Genomic DNA, 22,707 nt, shown 5'->3' with positions numbered 1-22,707 from the left:
GCTGTTGCGGATGGCTGTGGTTGCCTGTCTGCCTTTTGTTGCTGCAGCATGCACGACTGCATCTGCAGATCGGCCGATTGCCGTCACCATGCCGCAGCCTGTGGCCTTCACACCGGAACCTGTTGCAGTTGAACCGGCGCCAGAAGTGCAAACGGCCAAGAGCGAATTCGAGACCATGTATGGCGCGGTGAACGATCGCGGCAATCTCATTCCGGCACTCGATCTCAACAAGATTGCGGATCGTAACCTGCGCCGGGAAGTCGACTATGTCACGGCCGAACCGGTCGGGACCATCGTGGTCGATCCCTATGCGCGCTATCTCTACCTCGTGCAGCCGGGCGGCAAGGCGATCCGCTATTCGGTGGGGGTCGGTCGCGCCGGACTGACCTTCTCAGGGGATGCCAAGGTTGCCTACAAATCGCAGTGGCCGCGCTGGACGCCGACCGCCAACATGATCAAGCGCAATCCGGACCATTACGCAAAATACGCGAAAGGCCTTGAGGGCGGCATCCGCAATCCGCTCGGTGCCCGCGCGCTCTATCTTTATCGCGATGGCAAGGACACGCTTTACCGCATTCACGGCACCAACGAGCCTTGGTCCGTCGGCAAGGCTGCATCGTCCGGCTGCATCCGTCTCTACAATCAGGACATCCTCGATCTCTACAAACGCGCTACCGCCGGTGCGCGTGTCGTCGTGTTGAATAAATCCCAGTCGGGTAAAGGAGTTAGCTCATGATGAACCGTCGTCAGATACTGGCCGCAACGGCAGCCGGTGCCGCAACGATTGCGATTTCAGGCGGCGAGAGCCTTGCGCAGCGCGTGCCGACGGTTGCGGAAGTGCTTTACGACAAGGAAATTCCGGTTCTGGGCAACCCGAACGGCAATGTGACCATCGTGGAGTATTTCGACTACCAATGCCCCTATTGCAAGAAGGGGCATGGCGAACTGATGCGCGTGATCAAGAATGACGGCAATGTTCGCCTTGTGATGAAGGACTGGATCATCTTCGGCGACACGTCGGCTTATGCCGCACGCCTCGTTCTGGCTGCGGAAAAGTCCGGCAACTATGTGAAGGCCATGGAAGCATTGATGGCAACGCCCGGTCGTCTCACGCCGGAACAGGTGGATGCGGCGCTGAAGAAGGGCGGGCTCGATCCGGCAAAGCTCAACGCAGCCTATAAAGCCGATTCAAAGCGCATCAATGCCATTCTTGAACGCAATATGGATCAGGGTGAAGCCTTCAATTTCGGCGGCACACCTTCCTTCGTTATCGGCACCAAGCTTTATGGCGGTGTCATGAAAGAGCCGGAACTGATCGAAGCGATCAAGGAAGCGCGAAAGTCTTGAACTGACACGATTGACGAAAGGGCGGAGCTAAAAAAGCTCCGCCCTTTCTGATTCAAAACGGATAATGCTGCGGACCTTCGATGGTGATCCAGCGCAGATCGGTAAACTCATTGATGACGGCCTTTCCGCCGAAACGGCCATAGCCGGAAGACTTCACGCCGCCGAACGGCATTTGCGCTTCGTCGGCAACCGTCGGGCCGTTGATGTGACAGATGCCGGTTTCAAGCTTTTTCGAAAGCGTCAGCGCCCGCTTCACATCCTGACTGAAAATCGCCGATGAGAGACCATATTCGGTGTCGTTGGCCACGCGGATTGCCTCGTCGGCATCCTTGACGCGAATGATGGGTTTTACCGGCCCGAAGGATTCCTGCGCATAGATATCCATATCCGGCGTCACGTGATCGATGATCGTCGCCTCGACGATGGAGCCTTCGCGCTTGCCGCCTGCCAGAACCTTGCCACCTTTCGCCACTGCATCCTTGATGAGTGCATCCATGCGCTCAGCCGATTTGAGATCGACCAGCGAACCGAGAACGACATTGCCGCGCGGATCACCGGCAGGCAGGGATTTTGCCTTGGCGGCAAGCTTTTCGGCAAAGGCATCAGCCACCTTCTCATGCACGATGAAGCGCTCCGTAGACATGCAGATCTGGCCCTGATTCATGAAAGCGCCAAAAGCCGCGGCATCGACTGCCTGGTCGAGATCAGCATCTTCCAGCACGATGAAGGGCGCCTTGCCGCCCAGTTCCAGCAGCACAGGCTTCAGATGTTCTGCGGCCTGCTTGGCGATGATTTTGCCGACATGGGTGGAGCCGGTGAAATTGATGCGGCGGATGGAAGGATGGGCAACGAGGGCCGCGACGATTTCCGGCGCGTCCTCTGGCGCATTGGAGATGACATTGACCACGCCCGCCGGAAAGCCTGCATCGTTGAGTGTCTTGACGATCAGGTGATGAACGCCGGGGCAGGATTCCGACGACCGCAAGATAACCGTGTTGCCGCAGGCAAGTGCTGCTGCAATAGCGCGCACGCCGAGAATGATCGGCGCATTCCATGGTGCCATGCCAAGCACCACGCCGACCGGCTGGCGCACGGCCATGGAAACGATGCCGGGCTTGTCGGAAGGGATGATCTCGCCGGTGATCTGCGTGGTGAGCGCTGCGGCTTCGCGCAGCACGCCAGCCCCAAGATGGACGTTGAAGCCCGACCATGGGGCCGTTGCACCGGTCTCTTCGAGCATGAGGCGGGTGAATTCATCGGCCCGGCCTTCCATCAGGTCAGCCGCCTTGTTCAGCAGAGAACGACGCTCGTTCGGGCCGGTATCAGACCAGCTTTCAAAGGCTTTCGCGGCAGATTTTGCAACCGCATCGACATCGGCGAGGTTGGCCGCAGGCGCGGTAGTGGCGACTTTTCCGGTGACCGGATCCTTGCGATCGAACATCTTGCCCGATGCGGATACAGTTTCCTTGCCGTTGATGATGAAGCCGATTGTCGTCATGGTCTTCTCCCTATTTACCTCTCATATCATGGTATAAAAGCTGAAAGCTTGCATGATCCTTATTTGTGAACAGACTGTGCAACGGCACTGTTTCGAATTTGAAAGCAAGCAGCGGAGTGTCGCTTCGACGCGGTGGCATTAGCCTTCCTTCATGCTCATATTGAAGGAATACGGACATGAACCTTATGACCATGAAAACCCACGACCCTGACGAAAATCGCTGGCAGAAGGTACTCGACCGCGACAAGGCGTCGGACGGTGCATTTGTCTATGCGGTGCGCACTACAGGCGTCTATTGCCGTCCATCATGCCCGTCGCGGCGTGGAAAGCGCGAAAATGTACAATTTTTCGACGGTTGCGAGGATGCGGAACGTGCTGGCTTCCGGCCATGTATGCGCTGCAAGCCGCATCTCTCCGAGACATTGGCGACACAGAACAGCACCCGTTATGCCGATATGGTCGCGAGCGCCTGCCGCTTTATAGAGACGGCGGAAGAGGTGCCTTCCCTTGAAGAAATTGCGGCTTCCGTGAAAGCGAGCCCGGCCCATTTTCATCGTGTATTCAAGGAGTTCACAGGGCTGACCCCGAAAGCCTATGCCGATGCGCATCGCGCGAGGAAAATGAGGGCGGCGCTTGATGCCCCGGAAATCCGCGTAACCGACGCCATCTATGATGCCGGTTACAATTCCAGCAGCCGTTTCTATGAGGCTTCAGGCGGGATTTTAGGAATGACTCCAAAGGCTTACAAGCAAGGCGGCAAGAACGCGGATATTCGTTTTGCCATCGGCCAGTCGACGCTCGGGGCGGTGCTGGTGGCTGCAAGCGACAAGGGCGTCTGTGCTATCTGGATGGGCGATGACCCGGAAGAACTGATCCGCGACCTGGAAAAGCGGTTTCCGCAGGCCAATCTCATCGGTGCAGACCGTGAGTTCGAGGACATGGTGGCCGAAGTTGTCGGTTTCGTAGAAGCGCCGCGCATCGGTCTCGACCTGCCGCTCGATCTGCAAGGAACCGCATTCCAACAGCGCGTCTGGCAGGCTTTGCGCGAAATTCCGGCAGGAAAAACAGTAAGTTACACTGAAATTGCCGAACGGATAGGCGCGCCGAAATCGGTGCGTGCAGTGGCGCAGGCTTGTGCGGCCAACAAGATCGCTGTTGCGGTTCCGTGTCACCGGGTCGTGCGCAATGATGGTGGCATCTCCGGCTATCGCTGGGGCGTCGAGCGCAAGCGCGATCTCCTGAAGCGGGAGAGCCAGGCATGAACAGAAATGTACCCTTGCAGGCGGAAAATATCGCCGCCTATGACTGGCAAAAAGTCGGTGCCGAACTGGACGAGTTCGGCGCCACAATCCTCAAAAACATCATTTCGCCACAAGAGTGCCACGAATTAGCCGCCGGTTACTACAATTTGGCCGCATTTCGAACCGTTATTTCGATGCGAAAACACGGTTTTGGGCGCGGAGAATACAAATATTACGCAAATCCCATTCCTGCCTTAATTTGGAATCTGCGCCAGAAGCTCTATCCGCAGCTTGCGCCCATCGCCAATCGATGGAGTGAGAGACTGGGATCGGATGTCCGCTTCCCCCCGACCCATGACGAATTTCTGGACCGGTGCCACGCAGCAGGGCAGACCCGTCCGACACCGCTCATTCTGCAATATGTCGAGGGCGACTATAATTGCCTGCATCAGGATATTTACGGCGATATCGCATTTCCCTTGCAGGTGGCGATTTTGCTTTCCGAGCCGGAGAAGGATTTTACGGGCGGTGAGTTCGTTTTGACCGAACAGCGTCCCCGTATGCAGAGCCGGGCGGAAGTCGTGCCGCTCCGACAAGGCGACGGTGTGGTTTTCGCGGTCAATGATCGCCCGATGCAAGGCACACGCGGCGATTATCGCGTCAAGATGCGGCACGGTGTCAGCCGTATACGTTCCGGCCAGCGGCATACGCTGGGCATAATCTTTCACGATTCCAGATAGAGGTTGAAACCGGTGTTTCGATAGCCTTTGATCGCGGCAAAGCGATCAAAGGAGTCGGATATGAGCGTGACCATCTACGGTATCAAGAACTGCGACACCATGAAGAAGGCGCGCACCTGGCTTGAAGACCATGGCATCGATTACGCATTTCACGATTATAAAAAGGAAGGGCTCGACGGCGAAACGCTGGACCGCTTCCTGAAAGATATTGCGTGGGAACAGTTGCTCAACCGGGCCGGAACGACGTTTCGCAAACTGCCCGAGGAAGAACGCCAGAATGTCGATGCCGCCAAGGCGCGGGCGCTGATGCTGGCGCAGCCATCCATGGTCAAGCGTCCGGTGCTCGACAAGGGCGGGAAACTGACGGTCGGTTTCAAGCCGGACCAGTACGAAAACTTCTTCAAGCCTTGAGGCGGGAAAACGTTGCCATAGATAGCTGCCGATAAGCTGATGGAGAAATCGATGCGGCAGCGCGCAAATAAGGTTGTCCAGCAATGGTCTGCGAGCTGGCGCGATTCCCTGATCGCTTCCTTTGCAGGCGGTGTCGCATGGTTGATCTGCCAGTTGGCTCTGGGGCAGCCAAAACCCGTCTTTGCCATGGTCACGGCTGTGATCTGCCTGGCACCGAACCTGCCCAACCATGGCAAGCAGGCGATAGGGGTGATGGTCGGCGTCACGACAGGCGTGCTGGTCGGCGAACTTTCGCTGCTCTTGCCGGAAACGGTTCCGGTCTTCCACACAAGCATAGTGACCTTCGTTGCCATGGTTCTGGCGACCTCTTTCGGCATGGCTCCGGCAATTGCCATCCAGTCGGGTGTTTCGGCAATTCTGGTTCTCGCCATGGGGCCGCAGGTTGCGGGTGTGACGCGGTTGATCGACGTTCTGGTCGGTGCCGGGGTGGGTCTGCTGTTCAGCCAGATATTGATGACTCCAAGTCCGGTACTTCTGATCGACAGGGCTGTTCGCGGCTTGCTCGACCGTCTCGCAAACGGGCTCAAGCAATCGGCTGTCGCGCTCGAAAAACAGGACCCCGTGCGGGCACAAAGCGCGATCAATCAGTTCACATCCGCCCACCGGGCGGTGATCGCATTGGGCGACGGCATTGCGCTGGCGCGCAGCAATGCCCGCTGGTCGCTGCGCGGGCGGCTGGTGGCGCGTGAGGTTACGGAAATGGCGGGCCGGTACGACCGGCGCGGCATCCGTCTTTACGCATCGGCGCTGCTGTTCGGGGAGGCGCTGGGCAATGCACTGCGAAAGAAGGAGGCGCCGCCGCCGCTCTGGCTGACGGAAGCGTTGCAGGTGGTTATTGCCAATTGCGAGTTGGAGGAGGGACAGGAGCCACGTCGAATCCCGCCTATGCCAAAGGATATTCCGTTCGGCTGGCGTGATTGCGCGCATCGGCTATCGTCGGTTCAGGACACGCTTTTGCATTTCCTGCATTCCGATATTCCGGACAGTCTTCCCGTGCCCAAACGGCAGCAAAAGCAGGACGAAGCCGCAGCTTGACGATTTTCAGAGAAGCGACCGCACATGATGCGCCAGCTCATCCGCCGCTTGTCGGGCAAGCTTGGAGTGGTTCTGCCAGTCGTCAAAAACCGCACCACGATAGGCCGCCTGCCCAAGCGCAAGGGCAGCGGCGGTTTCGGATGAAACCAGCGACAGGGCCCATGCGGCAGCGGCATCTTTCGGGGTAAACTTTCTAGTTTCGAGTGTGTACCACATGCGCGCAAGCGTCAGCAGCACATTGCGCTCGTCGCCCTGAAGATTGCCAAGCAGGCCGGGCAAGGCGTCCGCAATTGCCCGTCGCACATCGTCAAGCGGCACCGGTGGCAGAAGGTGTTCCCGTGCAGGGCCGAAGAGGCTTACGGCCTCCTGACCGGCTTGCGCGAGCACCAATGTGTATTCCGGATCAGTGTGCGGTTGCGGCACGGTTCCGGCCTCGAACTCGTCGCGCAACCATTCTCCATAGATGAATGCACAGCGCGCGGGATAGCTGAGTGCGGCGAGATCCTGCTCTAGAAAAATCATCACTTCCAGACATCTGGGCGTGCCGGGTTTGGCCGGATGCCGACCTGATATCTGCATGAGCTTGTCGACGAGACGCGCGCCGGTTTCCAGTGCGGGAGGCTGGTTGCCGACCACCAGCAGATCGACATCGCTATTGGGGCGAAGTCCGCCATTTACGGCAGAGCCGTGCAGATACACGGCCTGCAAAGATTGCCCCAGACTTTCCCGCAAAACGGTCAGAGCCTTTGTCGCTTCGTCAGGTATTGTTACGTGATTTCCGACCATCATTCGTTGATACTGTCCCTGGCGGACATACACAACGATGGCTGAAGACAGAATATCTTCAAGCTTCAGCGACTTCCCGCCGTTCCAGAATGCGGTCGATCAAGCCCCATTCGAGGCCTGCTTCCGCAGTCATGAAATTATCGCGGTCGAGCGCGCGTTCCACCTCTTCATAGGTGCGACCGCAATGCTCGGCATAAAGACGCGTCATCAGCCGCTTGGTTCGTTGCGCTTCCTCTGCATGGATGAAGATGTCCGATGCCTGCCCCTGAAATCCGCCGGAAGGCTGGTGAACAAGCAGGTTTGCGTTGGGAAGCGCCGCGCGATGACCGGGCTCCCCTGCCATCAGCAGGAAGGAGCCCATCGAGCGGGCCGTCCCCATGCAAAGCGTGTGCACGGGCGCACGGACATAGCGCATCGTGTCATAGATCGCGAGACCGCTGGTCACAACGCCGCCCGGCGAATTGATATAGAGATTGATCGGCTGTTTTGAATTTTCCGCTTCCAGAAACAGCAATTGCGCGCAGATAAGTGCGGACACGGTGTCGTTCACTTCGCCATTGAGAAAGATGATCCGTTCGCGCAGCAGGCGTGAATAGATATCGAACGACCGTTCGCCTCGGCTCGACTGTTCCACGACCATAGGGACGAGTTGCATCGTTTCGCGCATCGGCGAACTCCTCTTTTCCAGAACTTCGGGGAGGTAGATAGTTTAGGCTGCGAGCATCATCGGCGCCCGGTTGCTGTTGGCGGCAACTGCCGCGACGCGCTTCAGGCGCGTATCGTTCAGCTCATGGATGACGCGCAGGCAGGTGCCGCCGGAAATACCCGGTACAATACGGAACGTGACCATGCTTTCCAGAAAGGGCGGTTCGCTTTCCCGCATCCGGTAGCTTATTTCCTCGCCGGGTTTGCAGGATGCAGGCTCCGGATCGGCCAGTGCCTCGGACGGAAGCCAGTTTTCGCGAAACTCCGGAATGCTGATCGCGCGCCACACTTTCTGCGGCGCGGCATCCAGCGCATATTCCAACTCAATGCCTTTTCCGCGTGGTTCTTCCTGCCGGTCGGTCATTGGTCCATATCCTTCAGCAAGGTTTTGAGAGCGTCGATACGTTCCGGCCAGTAAGCGCGGTATTTCGCAAGCCAGTTCGCGATGAGCGCCAGTCCGTTCGGATCGACTTCGTAATTGACGAAGCGTCCCTCACGTTCCTCACGCACCAGTCCCGCACCGCGCAACACTGCGAGATGCTGCGACATGGCGGGCTGGCTGATCTCCATGCCTTCGCGCAGCGCACTGGCATTCATGCTGCCCGATGCCAGCTTCTCGAAAATCATCCGGCGAGTCGGGTCGGCAAGCGCCCGAAATATATCGTTCTCATTCATGAAATCACATAAGCATACACTTATGTGATTCGCAAGACCTCATTTGAACGTGAGCGTCTTGATTAATCAGATGAATGAAACTGCATGGTGAAGACACTCCCGCCGATGCCCTGTGCCAGCGAAGGGGCAAGTTTCAGCGGCGTGCATTTTTCGACCGCCTCGATTGCAGCGTTCACGAATGCCTTTTTGGCCTTGTCATCGCCCTGAACGTTGATCGCGCTGGCGCGCGGCGGTCCCATCAGGCTTCCGTCTCGCTTGAAGCTGAAGCTGAGAGTAACGGCGGAATTCTTGCTGCCTGAAGGCGGAGACCAGCAGGCGTTCAACGCGCTGCCGACATCGTCCATCGTCTTCAGTTCCTGCGCCTGAACTGCCCCTGTGGCGGTGATCGTAACGGCGATCAACAGACAAACGGATAGTCCTGTTCTATTCATCCTGATCCTCCATCAAGAAAGTGTAGCAAATCTATTGTAGGTCTGCTTTGGCGGAGTTCAAACCCAACTCTGTGGTTAGTGTTAGAGCGCATCCCGAAAAGTGTGAAACGGTTTTCGGATCAGATGCGCGTTAAAACTAATATTTAGAGCGCCGATCTGATTCAATCGGATCGAGACGCGCTCTAACGTGCTGAGGGACAGTTTCAGCCTCAATCCGCGTGATCGGTCCGATCAGAAAAATTCAATTGTCCCCGGATGATTGAGGTATATTTTCCCGCCAATGACCGAGACCTCCCTGGAAATGACCAAGCCTGTATCTTCACAACACCGCACTGCCGTCCGTTATGCTTTCGGCGGTTTTCTGGCCATGGCTGCTGCCATGGGGATCGGGCGTTTCATCTATACGCCGATCCTGCCGGGAATGATGGCCGATGTCGGCTTCACGGCCACCGATGCAGGTTTCATCGCATCGGCAAACTATATCGGCTACCTGCTGGGAGCGATTGTTGCCGGTTATGGATGGTCTGCGGGCATCGAACGAGCAAGCGTCATTGCGGGCCTGATCATCAGCGGATTGCTATGCGCGGCCATGGCGCTTTTTGACGGTGTCTGGCTGTTCTCCATCATCCGCTTTGCCGCTGGTTTCATCAGCGCGGTGACGATGATCCTTTGCACGGCAATCGTGCTGAGCCATGTCACGGCGGCGGAAAGAGCCGGGCTGGGAGCCCTTCATTTCGGCGGCGTCGGCAGCGGCATTGCACTTTCTGCCGTTCTGGTGGCGCTGATCCGTTTTGCCGGGCAGGGCTGGCGGGCCGACTGGATCGGTGCTGCGGTTCTGACCATTGTGATGGTTGTTCTGGTTGCGGCTTTCGTCAGGGAAGGGCCGGTCGGTGGCAACAGCGGCACGCGTGAACCGCCGCTTCCCAAGAGCTTCGCCTTCAACGCGCTGGCGCTGGGCTATGGAATTTTCGGCTTTGGCTATGTGATCACGGCCACCTTCCTCATTGCAATTGTGCGCGCAACCGATGGCGGCCCACTGATGGAAGCGGCCGTGTGGGTGGTGACCGGCCTGACGGCCGCGCCCTCGATCTGGCTGTGGGCACCGGCTGCGAAGAAGTTCGGCCTCTTCAACGCTTTTGCCCTGACGGCCATTCTGGAGGCTGTCGGCGTTGCCGCGAGCGTGGTTCTGGCGCCGCCGCTGGGGCCCCTGGTGGGGGGTGCGCTTCTGGGCATCACTTTCATGGCGTTGACGGCGTTCGGATTGCAGATCGCCCGCACGCTTGCACCGGCGTCTCCCAAACGCGCCTTGGCGCGGATGACGGTCTGCTTCAGCATCGGCCAGATCGTCGGCCCGCTGGTCGCAGGCTTCATGGCGCAGCGTTCCGGTTCGTTCACTTCGGCAAGTCTGGCCGCAGCGCTTTCGCTGGTGGTCGTCGCAGTGCTTGGCATCATGGCGGGCCGCATGACAAGATCACAGAGCTGAAACCTTACAAGAATTTAACTGGTAAAGGTGCAAAGACCGGCGTTTTATGAAAAAAACCTCACGAAGCCGGACTGAAATTCAGTGTTTGTGTCATTCTTTCCTCGCCCGAAATTGTTCTTCTGGTCCGCGCTGGTCTGGAGCCTGCTTGCGGTGCTCGGCTGGTATGAAGGAGGGGAAAGGCTGGGCGCAACATTCGGTCTGCCGCCTCTGGCGCATGACGCGGCGCCGATCATCGGTGCAAGCCTGTTTTGGTCGGCGCCGTTTCTCTGGTTCTATGTCTATTTCGCGGTGGCGACGTTCGCTTTCTACCTGTTCTGGGCGTGGTTTTCACCGCACCCATGGCAGCGCTGGTCAATCCTTGGATCGGCCTTGATCCTGTTCACCACCTATTTTTCGGTACAGGCCAGTGTGGCGGTTAATGCCTGGTATGGACCGTTTTACGATATGGTGCAGAAGGCGTTGTCGACGCCGGGTGCCGTTACGGCCAGTGATTTTTACTGGGGTACCGTTGATTTCCTAGGGATCGCTCTCATTGCCGTGACGATCGGTGTGCTGAGCCTTTTCTTTGTCAGCCATTATATCTTCCGATGGCGCACGGCGATGAACGACTACTATATGAGCCATTGGCCGCAACTGCGTTCCATCGAAGGTGCAGCCCAGCGCGTGCAGGAAGACACGATGCGCTTTTCCACGACGCTGGAACAGCTTGGCGTCAGCCTCGTAAAATCGGTGATGACGCTGATCGCTTTTCTGCCGGTTCTGTTCAGCTTCTCCGAAAAGATCAATGAACTGCCAGTTATCGGCGTTATTCCACATGCACTTGTCTGGGCGGCGATTTTCTGGGCTGCTTTCGGCACTGGTTTACTGTCGCTGGTTGGTATCAAGCTGCCGGGACTGGAGTTCAACAATCAGCGCGTTGAAGCGGCCTACCGCAAGGAGCTGGTCTATGGCGAGGATCATGCGGATCGGGCTGAACCAGCCACAATGCGCGAATTATTCGGCAACGTCCGGCATAATTATTTCCGGCTCTATTTCCACTATGTCTATTTCAACGTTGCCCGCATTGTTTACTTGCAGGCGGACAATATTTTCCCAACAGTTATTCTCATACCATCCATCGTGGCAGGCAAGCTGACCCTTGGCTTGATGAGTCAGATCAGCAATGTCTTCTCGCAGGTGCAGGGATCGTTCCAGTATCTCGTCAATTCATGGACGACGATCATCGAACTGCTGTCGATCTACAAGCGTCTGAGGGCTTTCGAGGCGGTCATCCGTGATGAGCCGCTGCCATCGCTTGAAAGCGCAAGCCTCGGTACAACCCCTTCGACATAAGGTCAGGATCTGCTCTGGTCGTTATGGACAGTGTCCCTGTCGAGGCTGTCCAGATAGTTGCTGTAGGTGGTACATTTGACGTCGGGCTTGGTGCAGACTTCTGTAACGAGCCGCTCCATGGCACGCCAATAGGCGCCGTCATTCATCAGCACGAAATGGAAGCCGAGCTGGAGCGGGTTACGTTCGCCCGCATATTGCTTGTCGAACGCCGCCCGGAAAGCTTTATAGGCCCTTTCCTCGAAAGCCGCTGATTGCGGCACGGCTTCCTTGCCCTTCGAGTGGCGGACATAAAGATTATAATCCATCGCCACGATGGGGCGCTGCGATGGTCCTTCCGGCACAAGCGGCAATCCGAATGAAGCAAACTGACCGGCAAGGGTCGGCTCCTCGGGGCCGCGCGTGATGGAGGACGCCTGATAGCGGAACCCGTTTGCCTTGAGCGCATCCTGCACCGGCTTCGATGCGGCAAGATAGGGCGCGCGGAAACCGTCGATGCCCTTCAGCGCAAGATTGCGCCAGCCTTCCGGTTCACCGTCGATGCCGTTATTCCTGTAGGCATCAGCGGTAATGCGGCGGAATTCCTTGATTTCCGTATCCCAGTCGGCGGTCGACCAGTCGGTGCCGTCAAAATGGCCACAGCCATGACTGGCGATTTCGTTTCCTTCCAGATGCGCCTGCCAGATATTGTCAAGGCGGGTGACAACTTCGTCGCGGCTCAGCGCAAAGCCGACATTGGACGAACCGGCCCGCTTGTGGGGCGGCTTGTAATCGCGCCGATCCTGCTTGGTCATCAGGAAGACGCAAGAGAGGAAATAGGTGAAATGGGCGTTGTTCTTCTTTGCCAGCTCGCGCGAGCGGGTCCACAGCGCATTGTCATGTGCGCCATCGAAGGAAATCAGCACATATTGCGGCTTTGCGGACACAGGTTCTGCCTGTGCAGTGCAGGTGGCCAGAACGAAGGCGGACAGAAGAAGAGGGCGGGGGGACAGAATGCGCATGAACCACTAAACGAGGCGGGGGAGAGAACAGTTCCAGAAATTCTGTGGCTACTTCTTGAATAAGGCTATTGTCGGACCGAAATGCACTTTGTGACGCGTGTTTCGGCTTATTTCGCAGACGGGTCTTACATATGGCGCGAAATGCGACTAAAAGCGCCAGAACGAACAAATACGAACATCAATTTGGCTTTAGTGGCAGGTCCATGGCAGACGACAGTTTCATTCGCGAGGTAAACGAGGAAATCCGTTCGGAACGGGCAAAGCAGGTCTGGCAGAACTTCGGTCCGCTGCTGATCGGCGGTGCTGTGGCCATCGTTCTGGGAACGGCTGGCTGGGTCGGTTATCAACACTGGGTCGACAGCAAGGCCTCTGCGTCCGGTGACAAGTTCCTTGCCGCACTGGATCTGGCTTCGGAAGGCAAGAACGACGAGGCGTTGACCGCGCTCGATGATCTGGAAAAGACCGGCTACGGCTCCTATCCGGTTCTGGCACGTCTTCGCGCCGCATCGGTCATCGCGGACAAGGGCGATGCCGCCGGTGCCGTGAAGGCGTTTGATGAGGTTGCTGCCGATAACGCTGTGCCTGCACCGCTTCGCGACGTGGCTCGCCTGCGTGCCGGTTATCTGCTGGTTGACAGCGGTTCCTATGACGATGTCGCCAAGCGCGTCGAAACGCTTTCCGCAGACGGCAATCCGATGCGCTCAAGCGCACGGGAAGCGTTGGGACTTGCTGCCTGGAAGGCTGAGCGGTTCGATGATGCGGTCAAACTGTTCCAGCAGATCGCAAACGATAGCCTTGCTCCGGCCAATATCCGCCAGCGTGCCAATACGATGCTCGATCTGATGCGTAGCGCAGGCATCAAGGTGCCTGACGCGCAAAGCACATAATCATAATTTCTGGAGTTATCTTCTCCCATGGGTTTCACAGTCGCCATCGTCGGGCGTCCCAATGTCGGCAAGTCCACGCTGTTCAATCGCCTCGTCGGCCGCAAGCTGGCGCTGGTCGATGACCTGCCGGGCGTCACGCGCGACCGGCGCATCCACGATGCCAAGCTCTACGATCTGAAGTTTCAGGTCATCGACACGGCAGGTCTTGAAGAAGCTGCCAATGACAGCCTGGAAGCGCGCATGCGCGCCCAGACCGAGGCTGCCATTCAGGAAGCCGACGTGATTTTGTTCGTCGTCGATGCCAAGAACGGCCTGACGCCGACCGACAGCACTTTTGCTGAAGTGGTGCGCCGTTCCGGCAAGCCGGTGGTGCTGGTCGCCAACAAGGCGGAAGCGCGCGGCGCGCAATCCGGCATGTATGACGCTTTCCAGCTTGGCCTCGGCGAACCATGCCCAATCTCTGCCGAACACGGTCAGGGCATGCCCGACCTGCGTGACGCGATTGTCGAGCTTCTGGGCGAAGAGCGCGCCTTTGCCGACGAGAAGGAAGAGGAAGTCGCAGATGAGGTTTTCACGCCGAAGGCTGTCGGCGAACTGATCGGCGACGACATCGAAGACCCGGATGAGGAAATCATTCCGGCCTATGATGCGACCAAGCCGCTGCGCATCGCCATTGTCGGCCGGCCCAATGCTGGCAAGTCGACGCTCATCAATACGATGCTCGGTGAAGACCGCCTGCTGACCGGGCCGGAAGCGGGCATCACGCGTGACTCGATTTCGGTTGATTGGGAGTGGCAAGGTCGCAAGATCAAGCTGTTCGACACGGCTGGCCTGCGCCGCAAGTCGCGCGTGCAGGAAAAGCTCGAAAAGCTTTCGGTTGCTGACGGCCTGCGCGCAATCCGTTTTGCGGAAGTCGTGATCATCGTGCTCGATGCGACGATCCCGTTTGAAAAGCAGGATCTGCAGATCGCCGATCTCATCATCCGTGAAGGCCGTGCACCGATCATCGCCTTCAACAAATGGGATCTGATCGAGGACCGCCAGATGGTTCTGGCCGATCTTTACGAAAAGACGGCCCGCCTGCTGCCGCAGGTGCGCGGGCTTCGCGCCGTGCCGATTTCCGGCGAGCGCGGACAGGGTATCGACAAGCTCATGGAGAATGTCGTCAAAACCCACGAAATCTGGAACCGTCGCGTTTCCACCGGACGTCTCAACCGCTGGCTGGGAGGCGTTATCACGCATCAGCCGCCGCCGGCAGTCTCGGGTCGCCGCTTGAAGGTGAAATATATGACGCAGGTGAAGACCCGCCCGCCGGGCTTCGTCGTTTCCTGCTCGCGCCCCGATGCGATGCCGCAATCCTATGTGCGCTACCTCATCAACGGTCTGCGCGAAACCTTCGACATGCCGGGCGTGCCGATCCGGCTTTCATTGCGCACCTCGGACAATCCGTTCGCAGGCCGCGCGAAGAAAAAGAAATAAACGTCACACAGGGAAAAAGCCCGGATTGCTCCGGGCTTTTTTGTTTGAAGGGATGAGACGGCATCACGCCTTCGGCAGCACAAATTCGACACGCCGGTTCTGTGCTCGACCGTCGGGATTGTCCTTGCCCTTGATTTCGTTGGGCGCGACAGGCTCGCTTTCGCCATGCCCTTCCGGTTTCAGCCGTGCCGATTGAACACCATTGTTCATGAGAAACTTCGCGACCGCATTGGCACGATTTTTCGACAGTTTGTCGTTGTAGCTGTCGGACCCCTTGGAGTCCGTATGGCCGACAACGCGAACGGCAGAATCCGTGGTGTTCAGTATCTTCGCAATGTCGGTCAGCGTTGCCTTGGCTTTGCCGGTCAGTTTGGCACTGTCGAAATCGAACAGAATATCGCTGGTCACGGAAAGGACGATGCTGTCATCGGTTTCCCGCATGGTGATATTGCCACTCTTCTCGACAATCTCCTGTGCCGCACCGGACAGGCCACGCGCCTTGCCATCGGTGCTGCCCGATGCCGAAACCAGATCACGGATTTCGGGCACGAGGTCGCGAATATAAGCGCTGTTGTCGGTGCTTGTATTCTGCGCTGCCGCAATGGACGGCAGGCAGAGCACGGCAAGCCCTAAAGCGATGCTGCCTATGATCTTATTGGTCATGGTCAGCCCCTATTCGGCGGGAACGGCGAAAGGCCCGAGCGGCTCGACCCCCTTGATATAGAGCGTTATCTTCTGGCCTTTCGGTGGAGCGGGAAAGACGCCGTGCCAAACACCGACGACGTGACCGGTGCCAAACAGGGAAACCGATGCCGGAGCGAGCGGCTTGCCTTCGGAATCTTTCAGCAGAAGGTATTTCTTGTCGCCCGCGAGGAGATAGTAGTCATTCTCGTAATCTTCGTCCGACAGCGCGGTGTAAAGCGTCGTGGAAACACTTCCGCCTTCCCTTGCGTTGATGAAACGAACCTTGACCGTCAGCTTGTCGCCGTCGGCCACGACACCGCTTACCTCCGCAGTCGCCTGACCGCTGCTGTGATAGCCGGTTGCTATTGGCTGGCCGGTTGTTTCCTGTGCATTTGCAACGTGGGGAAGCGCACTGGCCGAAAGGAGGAGCGTGGCAAGAACCGTACGTGAGAGAAACGCCATGAGTATCGCTTTCATCTGTTGGGTGAACTTGAACATAGCGAAACCGAATGCAAAACATCCGGTATTGCGAAGACGGTGAAAACAAATAAGCGGAGCAGTTCAGGGGATGTGAGTGAAAGACGAACCACTCCAGATGCGGCGCAGAAACCTAACAGGCCGAAAACAAAATTCATGTAAACTTTAAAGACCTTCATTAACATTTACGCGACCGAAAATTTTTATCATCTGGACGCCGATGATCGCGATCGTGATCACAACCAGCACTTAATTTGGTACTTTCGGGTTGAGCTTGCCTTCGGCGACTGCTAATTCGCCCGCTCTCCGTTTTTCTCCAAAAAGGTGCAGTGATGACGAAGGCTGTTCAGAGCCGTTTTGACGGCGTGACATTGGGCATCGATTTTGGCACGACCAATACAGTTATTTCCGTCGCATCGCCTGACGGCACGACAGCGGTTCTGAGCGTACCGAAAGATGGGGTCGACGTTACGGGCTACCGTTCGATCCTTTGTTTCTGGCAGGATCGTGAAACCGGCGAACGCACCGTTGAAAGCGGGCCGTGGGCGATGGATGTATTCGTCAACGCGCCGCATTCCACGCGCATGCTGCAATCGTTCAAGACATTTGCGGCATCAAAATCCTTCACCGATACGCCGGTTTTCGGCAAGCGGTTCAAGTTCGAGGATATTCTGACGACCTTCCTCGAAACGGTCGCCGCACGGCTGGGCGACCGCCTGCCACCGAAAGGTAACCGCGTGGTCATCGGCAGGCCGGTGATTTTTGCAGGCGCTTCACCGGACGAGGCGCTGGCCATGCAGCGCTATGAAAAAGCGTTCCGGGCGTTCGGCTTCACCGATATCCACTATGTCTATGAGCCTGTTGCTGCGGCTTATTTCTATGCACAGGAGCTGAAAGCCGCATCGACCGTTCTGGTCGCCGACTTCGGCGGCGGTACGAGCGACTTTTCAATCGTGCGGTTCGAAGTGGGTAAGGATGGTCTCAGCTTCATGCCTCTCAGCCAGACGGGTCTTGGCATTGCGGGGGATACATTCGACTATCGCATCATCGACAATGCCGTGTCGCCGCTGCTCGGGAAGGGTACGGAGTACCAGTCGTTTGGCAAGCGGCTGACGATACCGAACCATTATTATGCAAATTTTGCGCGCTGGAACACGCTGTTCCTGATGAACTCTCCGGCGACTATTCGCGATCTGGATGAACTGGCCCGGCAAGCGGTTGATCCGAAGCCGCTCGAACATTTCATCAATCTGATTGAGAACGATTACGGCTATGAAATCTATCGCGCTGTATCGGACCTGAAAGTGCGTCTTTCTTCGCAACGCATATGCGAATTACACTTCAAGGCGGACGATTTTGAAATCCGCTCTGACGTCACACGCAATGATTTCGAAAACTGGATCTTTGACGATGTGCGCCAGATCGAACAATCGGTCCAGCAGGCTGTGGACAGAGCGGGCCTTGAAACTTCGGCTATCGACCGCGTTTTCCTGACCGGCGGCACGTCTTTCGTGCCGGTCATCCGCACCGTGTTTGAGAACCGCTTCCCCGACGCCGCGGTGACCAGCTCCAACCAGTTCGATTCCATCGCCAACGGCCTCGCATTGATCGGACAGAGCGCTGATATCGAACGCTGGGCAGTAAAATAGTAAGCATTGGCTGAGTAGGTTTCCGTTCAAGGAAATGGAGATCATCGTGTCAGACAATACCGTCGAAGCCTTCTCTGAACGCCTGCGGCAAAGCACCGAACCATTCTGGTCGCAGGCTGTCAGCCATCGCCTTGTCGGCGAAATCCATGCGGGCTCAGTCGCGCCCGGTGTCATGACGCGCTATCTGGTGCAAGACCATCGCTTTATCGACTGCTTTCTGTCATTGCTGGGCGGAACGCTCGTCAATTGCGACCGGATGGAGGCCAAGCTGACATTGGGCCGTTTCATCGGCATGATCAGCAGCGACGAGAATTCCTATTTCGAGCGCGCTTTTGCAAAGCTTGCAGTCGCTGACACCGAGCGTTTCGATATGCCCGATGCAACGCCAACTGCAGCATTCAAGGAGCTGATGCTGGAGGCTGCACGATCCGGCTCCTATGCGGCCTGCCTGTCAGTGTTGACGGTTGCCGAATGGCTTTATCTCGACTGGGCGGAAAAAGCGCCAAAGCCTCTGCCCGACGATTTCATTTTCGCAGAATGGATCGTGCTGCACGACAATCCATATTTCGTGGAGTTCGTGGGTTTCCTGCGCTCGGAGCTCGACCGGGTTGGCCCGGCAGCGGCAAAACAATGCCAGCAGTTCTTCCGGCGTGCGGTCGAACTGGAAAAGGCATTCTTCGATGCCGCCTATGAGGGCCGGAACTGATAATTATGGTGCTGATCAGTTGCTGGCGGAGGGGAAGGGGCAGTTGCTGTCACCTTCCTCGCATTTCAGGTATTTTTTCAGATCGTTGACGCGCTCCGTCGTCAGGTCGGACAGGCAGATCGAATAGGCCATACCGGAGATACTGCCGCCGCCAACTGTCTGCATGTCGCATTCGGCATCGCGGAAGGCGATCCATGTCCGTTGCGACTGAACCAGCTTTTTCTTCAGGTCGGCATCGTCGGCGCGACGCTGCAAGGTCTTGAAGACCTTGTTCAGCTCGGCATCCGATTTCTTGTAGGCTTTGCCATAACACTCATTGAGTGCGGCCTGCGAACTGGCGTTCTGGCAGTCATCGGCCTGCGCCGTGGCAACAGCCGCAAAAGAACTGAAAACCACTCCAATAATCCCGAGCTTCAATCCCCGCATAAACTTCCTCCCCGAAGCTTTGAAGAACAATATCATTATCGCAAATAGAACGGTTGTCATGAAAGAAAAGATGGCAGCTAATCCTCAAAGCGGCTCGACCCATCGCGGTCACGCTCGTAGCCTTTCATGTCAGGGAAAGGCGGCAACCAGGATTCGCGACGGATCGTCCAGAGTTCATAGGTCGGCTTGAATTGATCGGGCACATCGAGCGAGCCGAGATTGACCTCGACTTCATCCGCGCTGCGCCCGAAAACCGGAGAACCACAACGAGGACAGAAATGACGTCCCGCATAGTCGCGGGTTTCCCCCTCGACCGTAACCGCAGCTTCAGGGAATATCGCCGAAGCGTGAAACAGGGCTCCGTGGTGCTTGCGACAGTCAAGGCAATGGCAGATGCCAACCCGATAGGGTTGTCCCGACGCTTCAAAGCGGACATTGCCGCACAGGCAACCGCCCGTGACCTTACCCATGACGCACCTCCCTCTCCATAGCTATCCGGCATTCGTGAAGCCGAATGAGCTTAAACCCTGCATTAACCATATTCGTTCATGGTTAACGCGCTGCTGATAATGACTGTATTAGCCAAAGCTGCAAGCGTGTCCTCCCCGTTGGACAAGGTTAATACTCCGTTATCACTGGCGTCAGTTAAGTCAGTGTGAGTGGAGTGTGCGGTGCGTCTTGTATCTTTACGAGCGCTGTTTGGTCGAAGGAAGGCCATTGTCGAGCCGGTGTGGCATTACCCTGTCACGGGCTATTGTCCGGAAGAGGGGCGCTATTACGCGGTGCGGGCAAAGCCACGCCAGACAGTTCATAAACCGCACCGTCTGGTGCCGCTGGTTCTGGCGGCGGTGACATATCTTTTCAACCCCAATGCGATTGCCTTTCAGGACATGGCGAGCCTGGTGCCGTCGGCAGATATGGGATCGCATCGCTGGACTGCCTTTGTCGCCAAGGCACCGGTCGGCTCGGTGCATCAGGCTGAAATGCCGTTCGTGGATGCAACGACGGTAACCGGCAGCATCGCCACCAACGGCATCGAAGTGCCAGGTATCGGCCGGGTTGCACTCTCTGGCGGGCGCAAGACGGCAAAGCTTGGCGCGGACGATCCGAACCCGGATGAAAACCGCATCAATCGTGCCGACAAGACGGGCCGTCTCGTCTCAGTCAAGCCCAAGGCACCTGCCAAGGCTTTTACCGCCGGCAGCATGTTCGACAAGATCAGCATGATCACGCGTCCGCCGGAAAAGACGGACGCGAAAATGGCCTTCTCCAGCAAGCTCGAAGGCAAGGAAGTCGCCATCACAATGGCATTCCACGCGGTCAAGCCGCCGAGAATACGCTCTGAAATGCCGACCCAGCTTGCCAAGCTCATTACCAATGACCAGCCGGATGCGCTGGCCCTTGGTTATGCGCCTGCGACGCCGGACTATGGCAAGACATCGCCTTTCGAGAGTATTTTGAAGCCCCAGCCGGATGAAGGCCGCTTCGTGCCGCCGATCGGCGAGAAGGACCATGAATGGGCAGCAACCCCTCTGCCGCCTTCCGCTTTCAGCAAGAGCGAGCAGAAGTGCCTTGCCGAAGCCGTCTATTATGAAGCGCGCGGCGAAACAGTGAAGGGGCAGGTTGCCGTCGCTCAGGTCGTCCTCAACCGCGTGCGCAACCCCGCCTATCCGGGTTCGATCTGCGGCGTGGTCTACCAGAATCGTGACTGGCTCAATGCCTGCCAGTTCTCCTTTGCCTGTGACGGCCAGAAGCACCGCGTGACCGAAATGCCGCAATGGCGTATGGCCCAGCAGGTCGCGAAGACGGTTTCCGCTGGTCAGATCTGGCTTCCGGAAGTGGGCTCCGCCACGCATTATCACGCGACCTATGTTCGCCCGTTCTGGGCGCCGACCATGAAGAAGGTCGCGAAGATCGGTCTCCACATTTTCTACCGCACCTATGGCGGCGGATGGAGCTGATCCTTCCGGTCGTTCGGCATGGCGGGATCAGGTCGATTTCAAGTCACGTTTTTGTTAGCGGACTAAAAGGTCGAACAGGCGCATAAGACCGACTTTCGTCTTGAGGCGAATATGGCGCGACCATCCAAAATCGATTCCGTTTTTTTAGCCAATAATGTGACCAATCTGATCCTTTGGTTGGAAAATGAGTCGCACGAATATCTAACATATTGATATTTATTGATAAAAAACCTTTTGGAGCAATGCCTGCACCGCCTTGACTAGCGGGCGGCGTGTCAATATGTTGCGCGCAACTTGGAAATGGGATTGAAATCCTCGTATTTCTTGAAAAAAGGAGCTGCCAATGGCGCGCGGGACTGAACCCGGAAAGCCATCCGGTACCATCAAGAATGCGAAGAACGAACCCGCTTCCGGGGAGCTGGATCAGCGTTTGAACCGCCTGGAGGCCGAACTGGCCAAGAAGGGTGTGCTCAAGCAACCGGCTTCCGAAGAGGAGCGATCGGCGACTGCAAGCTCGGTCGCGCAGGCCATGAAGATTTCCAGCGAGTTTATCGCGGGGGTTCTGGTCGGTGCGCTGATTGGCTGGTTCATCGATCGTGTCGCCGGTACATCGCCCTGGGGATTGATCGTATTTCTCCTCCTGGGCTTCGGTGCCGGCGTCCTCAACGTGCTTCGTTCCGCTGGATATGTTGCTGAACAGGGTAACATTAAATCTAGCGCGGAAAAGAACGACAAGAAATAGGGCTTGACGGGCTTCACGGTAAAGTTCGTTCAAGTGTAAGTGAATAAGCGGGCCTTGCGCCCGAGACTGAAACGCCTTCGGGCAGACCAAATCGCCTTCGGGCAGGCCAAATTGCCTTCGGGCAGGGAAGACAGACGAGGTTAAGGTGGCGAACGATCCGATCCATCAGTTCCAGGTTTCCCGGTGGATTCCCATCGATGTAGGCGGCGTTGACCTGTCGTTCACGAATGTTTCGGCCTTCATGGTTGCAACCGTCGTGGTCGCTTCGGGCTTTCTCTACCTGACGTCTTCGGGCCGTGGCCTGATTCCGACCCGTCTTCAGTCGGTATCGGAAATGGCTTACGAGTTCGTGGCCACCAGCCTGAGAGATTCAGCAGGGTCGAAGGGCATGAAGTTCTTCCCCTTCGTCTTCTCGCTCTTCATGTTCGTGCTGGTTGCTAACTTCCTCGGTCTCTTTCCGTATTTCTATACGGTCACCAGCCAGATCATCGTGACCTTTGCGCTTGCCATCCTGGTCATCGGCACGGTCATCGTCTACGGTTTCTTCAAGCACGGTTTCGGCTTCCTCAAGCTCTTCGTGCCGAGCGGCGTTCCCGGCATCATCGTGCCGCTGGTTGTCGCCATCGAAATCATCTCGTTCCTGTCGCGCCCGATCAGCCTTTCGGTTCGTCTTTTCGCGAACATGCTCGCTGGTCACATCACGCTCAAGGTTTTTGCGGGCTTCGTCGTTTCGCTGGCCGCACTCGGGCCCATCGGCATCGGCGGTGCTGTTCTGCCGCTGATCATGACGGTCGCGATCACCGCACTCGAATTCCTCGTAGCCTTCCTGCAGGCCTACGTGTTTACCGTTCTCACCTGCATGTACATCAACGACGCAGTACATCCGGGACACTGAGTTCAAGCCGGCGGGCGACCGCCAGAACTGAAATCCGCGCTTATATTCAATCCAGAAGG

At 57.2% G+C, this 22,707-nt stretch carries 26 protein-coding genes; 15 read left to right on the top strand and 11 right to left on the bottom strand.

All coding sequences use genetic code 11. The annotated features are described in order from the left end of the window. Positions 1-10 precede the first annotated feature (10 nt). Both ACYSN1_RS04885 and ACYSN1_RS04880 read left to right on the top strand, forming a co-directional pair. Entirely contained in the window at positions 11-736 is a 726-nt protein-coding gene (locus tag ACYSN1_RS04885; protein WP_461725280.1) for a L,D-transpeptidase, read from the top strand. Next, positions 733-1,347, top strand: a complete 615-nt coding sequence (locus ACYSN1_RS04880) for a DsbA family protein (RefSeq protein WP_461724631.1) — start codon at positions 733-735, stop codon at positions 1,345-1,347. Before ACYSN1_RS04885 ends, ACYSN1_RS04880 begins: the two co-directional genes overlap by 4 nt. 52 nt (positions 1,348-1,399) lie before the next feature. Here the strand turns inward: ACYSN1_RS04880 and ACYSN1_RS04875 are convergent, their stop codons facing one another. After that, entirely contained in the window at positions 1,400-2,845 is a 1,446-nt protein-coding gene (locus ACYSN1_RS04875; protein ID WP_461724630.1) for an aldehyde dehydrogenase, read from the bottom strand. A 176-nt stretch (positions 2,846-3,021) separates the two neighbouring features. On the opposite strand from ACYSN1_RS04875, the gene ada reads away from it, so the two are divergent. From ada to ACYSN1_RS04855, 4 genes are read left to right on the top strand one after another with little or no spacing between them, the layout of a single operon-like run. After that, positions 3,022-4,107 (top strand): bifunctional DNA-binding transcriptional regulator/O6-methylguanine-DNA methyltransferase Ada, encoded by a 1,086-nt coding sequence (gene ada, locus ACYSN1_RS04870; protein ID WP_461724629.1) that lies wholly within the window; start codon positions 3,022-3,024, stop codon positions 4,105-4,107. Next, entirely contained in the window at positions 4,104-4,826 is a 723-nt protein-coding gene (locus tag ACYSN1_RS04865; protein WP_461724628.1) for a 2OG-Fe(II) oxygenase, read from the top strand. Before ada ends, ACYSN1_RS04865 begins: the two co-directional genes overlap by 4 nt. A gap of 60 nt (positions 4,827-4,886) precedes the next feature. Beyond that, complete coding sequence (locus tag ACYSN1_RS04860) at positions 4,887-5,237, top strand: ArsC family reductase (RefSeq protein WP_461724627.1); 351 nt, start codon at positions 4,887-4,889, stop codon at positions 5,235-5,237. 51 nt (positions 5,238-5,288) lie between these two features. Further along, positions 5,289-6,332 (top strand): FUSC family protein, encoded by a 1,044-nt coding sequence (locus tag ACYSN1_RS04855; protein ID WP_461724626.1) that lies wholly within the window; start codon positions 5,289-5,291, stop codon positions 6,330-6,332. Positions 6,333-6,338: 6 nt separating this feature from the next. On the opposite strand, the gene ant(9)-Ic is transcribed toward ACYSN1_RS04855, so the two are convergent. The 5 genes from ant(9)-Ic to ACYSN1_RS04830 form a co-directional block, all read right to left on the bottom strand. Then, on the bottom strand, positions 6,339-7,121 hold the full coding sequence (gene ant(9)-Ic, locus ACYSN1_RS04850) for an aminoglycoside nucleotidyltransferase ANT(9)-Ic (RefSeq protein ID WP_461724625.1): 783 nt from the start codon (positions 7,119-7,121) through the stop codon (positions 6,339-6,341). A gap of 55 nt (positions 7,122-7,176) precedes the next feature. Next, a complete protein-coding gene (locus ACYSN1_RS04845; protein ID WP_140020095.1) occupies positions 7,177-7,785 on the bottom strand; it encodes an ATP-dependent Clp protease proteolytic subunit in 609 nt (202 codons plus the stop codon). A gap of 42 nt (positions 7,786-7,827) precedes the next feature. Beyond that, positions 7,828-8,187, bottom strand: a complete 360-nt coding sequence (locus ACYSN1_RS04840) for an SRPBCC family protein (RefSeq protein WP_461724624.1) — start codon at positions 8,185-8,187, stop codon at positions 7,828-7,830. Continuing rightward, the gene (locus ACYSN1_RS04835) at positions 8,184-8,498 is read right to left on the bottom strand and encodes an ArsR/SmtB family transcription factor (protein WP_461724623.1); all 315 of its coding nucleotides are present in this window, start codon (positions 8,496-8,498) and stop codon (positions 8,184-8,186) included. Before ACYSN1_RS04835 ends, ACYSN1_RS04840 begins: the two co-directional genes overlap by 4 nt. 62 nt (positions 8,499-8,560) lie before the next feature. Further along, positions 8,561-8,929: a hypothetical protein gene (locus tag ACYSN1_RS04830; protein ID WP_461724622.1), complete on the bottom strand. Its 369-nt coding sequence runs from the start codon at positions 8,927-8,929 to the stop codon at positions 8,561-8,563. 301 nt (positions 8,930-9,230) lie between these two features. On the opposite strand from ACYSN1_RS04830, the gene ACYSN1_RS04825 reads away from it, so the two are divergent. Next, positions 9,231-10,412: a YbfB/YjiJ family MFS transporter gene (locus tag ACYSN1_RS04825; RefSeq protein ID WP_461725279.1), complete on the top strand. Its 1,182-nt coding sequence runs from the start codon at positions 9,231-9,233 to the stop codon at positions 10,410-10,412. An 81-nt stretch (positions 10,413-10,493) separates the two neighbouring features. Continuing rightward, on the top strand, positions 10,494-11,744 hold the full coding sequence (sbmA, locus tag ACYSN1_RS04820; protein WP_461724621.1) for a peptide antibiotic transporter SbmA: 1,251 nt from the start codon (positions 10,494-10,496) through the stop codon (positions 11,742-11,744). Positions 11,745-11,746: 2 nt separating this feature from the next. On the opposite strand, the gene ACYSN1_RS04815 is transcribed toward sbmA, so the two are convergent. Beyond that, positions 11,747-12,742, bottom strand: coding sequence for a polysaccharide deacetylase family protein (locus ACYSN1_RS04815; protein ID WP_461724620.1), 996 nt, complete (start codon positions 12,740-12,742; stop codon positions 11,747-11,749). A 203-nt stretch (positions 12,743-12,945) separates the two neighbouring features. On the opposite strand from ACYSN1_RS04815, the gene ACYSN1_RS04810 reads away from it, so the two are divergent. Further along, complete coding sequence (locus tag ACYSN1_RS04810) at positions 12,946-13,629, top strand: tetratricopeptide repeat protein (protein WP_461724619.1); 684 nt, start codon at positions 12,946-12,948, stop codon at positions 13,627-13,629. Between the two features lie 27 nt (positions 13,630-13,656). Then, complete coding sequence (gene der, locus ACYSN1_RS04805; protein ID WP_461724618.1) at positions 13,657-15,108, top strand: ribosome biogenesis GTPase Der; 1,452 nt, start codon at positions 13,657-13,659, stop codon at positions 15,106-15,108. Positions 15,109-15,171: 63 nt separating this feature from the next. On the opposite strand, the gene ACYSN1_RS04800 is transcribed toward der, so the two are convergent. Together ACYSN1_RS04800 and ACYSN1_RS04795 are read right to left on the bottom strand one after the other, a co-directional pair. Then, entirely contained in the window at positions 15,172-15,771 is a 600-nt protein-coding gene (locus tag ACYSN1_RS04800) for an OmpA family protein (RefSeq protein WP_461724617.1), read from the bottom strand. Positions 15,772-15,780: 9 nt separating this feature from the next. Further along, on the bottom strand, positions 15,781-16,254 hold the full coding sequence (locus tag ACYSN1_RS04795) for a hypothetical protein (RefSeq protein WP_461724616.1): 474 nt from the start codon (positions 16,252-16,254) through the stop codon (positions 15,781-15,783). Positions 16,255-16,601: 347 nt separating this feature from the next. Here ACYSN1_RS04795 and ACYSN1_RS04790 point away from each other — a divergent pair, with 347 nt between their 5' ends. After that, complete coding sequence (locus ACYSN1_RS04790) at positions 16,602-17,918, top strand: Hsp70 family protein (RefSeq protein ID WP_461724615.1); 1,317 nt, start codon at positions 16,602-16,604, stop codon at positions 17,916-17,918. Positions 17,919-17,952: 34 nt separating this feature from the next. Next, on the top strand, positions 17,953-18,624 hold the full coding sequence (locus ACYSN1_RS04785; protein WP_461724614.1) for a TenA family protein: 672 nt from the start codon (positions 17,953-17,955) through the stop codon (positions 18,622-18,624). 15 nt (positions 18,625-18,639) lie between these two features. Here ACYSN1_RS04785 and ACYSN1_RS04780 read toward each other — a convergent pair whose 3' ends face one another. Together ACYSN1_RS04780 and ACYSN1_RS04775 are read right to left on the bottom strand one after the other, a co-directional pair. Next, positions 18,640-19,050, bottom strand: coding sequence for a lysozyme inhibitor LprI family protein (locus ACYSN1_RS04780; protein WP_461724613.1), 411 nt, complete (start codon positions 19,048-19,050; stop codon positions 18,640-18,642). Between the two features lie 77 nt (positions 19,051-19,127). After that, the gene (locus ACYSN1_RS04775; protein ID WP_461724612.1) at positions 19,128-19,520 is read right to left on the bottom strand and encodes a GFA family protein; all 393 of its coding nucleotides are present in this window, start codon (positions 19,518-19,520) and stop codon (positions 19,128-19,130) included. A gap of 201 nt (positions 19,521-19,721) precedes the next feature. On the opposite strand from ACYSN1_RS04775, the gene ACYSN1_RS04770 reads away from it, so the two are divergent. The 3 genes from ACYSN1_RS04770 to ACYSN1_RS04760 all read left to right on the top strand — a co-directional run bounded on the left by ACYSN1_RS04770 (position 19,722) and on the right by ACYSN1_RS04760 (position 22,648). After that, complete coding sequence (locus ACYSN1_RS04770; RefSeq protein ID WP_461724611.1) at positions 19,722-21,011, top strand: cell wall hydrolase; 1,290 nt, start codon at positions 19,722-19,724, stop codon at positions 21,009-21,011. 343 nt (positions 21,012-21,354) lie between these two features. Further along, positions 21,355-21,753, top strand: coding sequence for an AtpZ/AtpI family protein (locus ACYSN1_RS04765; protein ID WP_140020080.1), 399 nt, complete (start codon positions 21,355-21,357; stop codon positions 21,751-21,753). Between the two features lie 145 nt (positions 21,754-21,898). Then, a complete protein-coding gene (locus ACYSN1_RS04760) occupies positions 21,899-22,648 on the top strand; it encodes a F0F1 ATP synthase subunit A (RefSeq protein ID WP_061345083.1) in 750 nt (249 codons plus the stop codon). The last annotated feature ends 59 nt before the right edge of the window (positions 22,649-22,707 follow it).

This window comes from Brucella sp. LJL56 (genome assembly GCF_054871705.1).
The sequence above is the reverse complement of the archived record's forward strand: the minus strand, read 5'-3'. Positions and strand labels throughout refer to the sequence as shown.

Excerpts from the sequence above, each read along its gene's own strand:
- ACYSN1_RS04885 (WP_461725280.1), top strand. The coding sequence starts at position 11 with ATGGCTGTGGTTGCCTGTCTGCCTTTTGTTGCTGCAGCATGCACGACT.
- ACYSN1_RS04880 (WP_461724631.1), top strand. The coding sequence starts at position 733 with ATGATGAACCGTCGTCAGATACTGGCCGCAACGGCAGCCGGTGCCGCA.
- ACYSN1_RS04875 (WP_461724630.1), bottom strand. The coding sequence starts at position 2,845 with ATGACGACAATCGGCTTCATCATCAACGGCAAGGAAACTGTATCCGCA.
- ada (WP_461724629.1), top strand. The coding sequence starts at position 3,022 with ATGAACCTTATGACCATGAAAACCCACGACCCTGACGAAAATCGCTGG.
- ACYSN1_RS04865 (WP_461724628.1), top strand. The coding sequence starts at position 4,104 with ATGAACAGAAATGTACCCTTGCAGGCGGAAAATATCGCCGCCTATGAC.
- ACYSN1_RS04860 (WP_461724627.1), top strand. The coding sequence starts at position 4,887 with ATGAGCGTGACCATCTACGGTATCAAGAACTGCGACACCATGAAGAAG.
- ACYSN1_RS04855 (WP_461724626.1), top strand. The coding sequence starts at position 5,289 with ATGCGGCAGCGCGCAAATAAGGTTGTCCAGCAATGGTCTGCGAGCTGG.
- ACYSN1_RS04845 (WP_140020095.1), bottom strand. The coding sequence starts at position 7,785 with ATGCGCGAAACGATGCAACTCGTCCCTATGGTCGTGGAACAGTCGAGC.
- ACYSN1_RS04840 (WP_461724624.1), bottom strand. The coding sequence starts at position 8,187 with ATGACCGACCGGCAGGAAGAACCACGCGGAAAAGGCATTGAGTTGGAA.
- ACYSN1_RS04835 (WP_461724623.1), bottom strand. The coding sequence starts at position 8,498 with ATGAATGAGAACGATATATTTCGGGCGCTTGCCGACCCGACTCGCCGG.
- ACYSN1_RS04830 (WP_461724622.1), bottom strand. The coding sequence starts at position 8,929 with ATGAATAGAACAGGACTATCCGTTTGTCTGTTGATCGCCGTTACGATC.
- ACYSN1_RS04825 (WP_461725279.1), top strand. The coding sequence starts at position 9,231 with ATGACCAAGCCTGTATCTTCACAACACCGCACTGCCGTCCGTTATGCT.
- ACYSN1_RS04815 (WP_461724620.1), bottom strand. The coding sequence starts at position 12,742 with ATGCGCATTCTGTCCCCCCGCCCTCTTCTTCTGTCCGCCTTCGTTCTG.
- ACYSN1_RS04810 (WP_461724619.1), top strand. The coding sequence starts at position 12,946 with ATGGCAGACGACAGTTTCATTCGCGAGGTAAACGAGGAAATCCGTTCG.
- der (WP_461724618.1), top strand. The coding sequence starts at position 13,657 with ATGGGTTTCACAGTCGCCATCGTCGGGCGTCCCAATGTCGGCAAGTCC.
- ACYSN1_RS04800 (WP_461724617.1), bottom strand. The coding sequence starts at position 15,771 with ATGACCAATAAGATCATAGGCAGCATCGCTTTAGGGCTTGCCGTGCTC.
- ACYSN1_RS04795 (WP_461724616.1), bottom strand. The coding sequence starts at position 16,254 with ATGGCGTTTCTCTCACGTACGGTTCTTGCCACGCTCCTCCTTTCGGCC.
- ACYSN1_RS04790 (WP_461724615.1), top strand. The coding sequence starts at position 16,602 with ATGACGAAGGCTGTTCAGAGCCGTTTTGACGGCGTGACATTGGGCATC.
- ACYSN1_RS04785 (WP_461724614.1), top strand. The coding sequence starts at position 17,953 with ATGGAGATCATCGTGTCAGACAATACCGTCGAAGCCTTCTCTGAACGC.
- ACYSN1_RS04780 (WP_461724613.1), bottom strand. The coding sequence starts at position 19,050 with ATGCGGGGATTGAAGCTCGGGATTATTGGAGTGGTTTTCAGTTCTTTT.
- ACYSN1_RS04775 (WP_461724612.1), bottom strand. The coding sequence starts at position 19,520 with ATGGGTAAGGTCACGGGCGGTTGCCTGTGCGGCAATGTCCGCTTTGAA.
- ACYSN1_RS04765 (WP_140020080.1), top strand. The coding sequence starts at position 21,355 with ATGGCGCGCGGGACTGAACCCGGAAAGCCATCCGGTACCATCAAGAAT.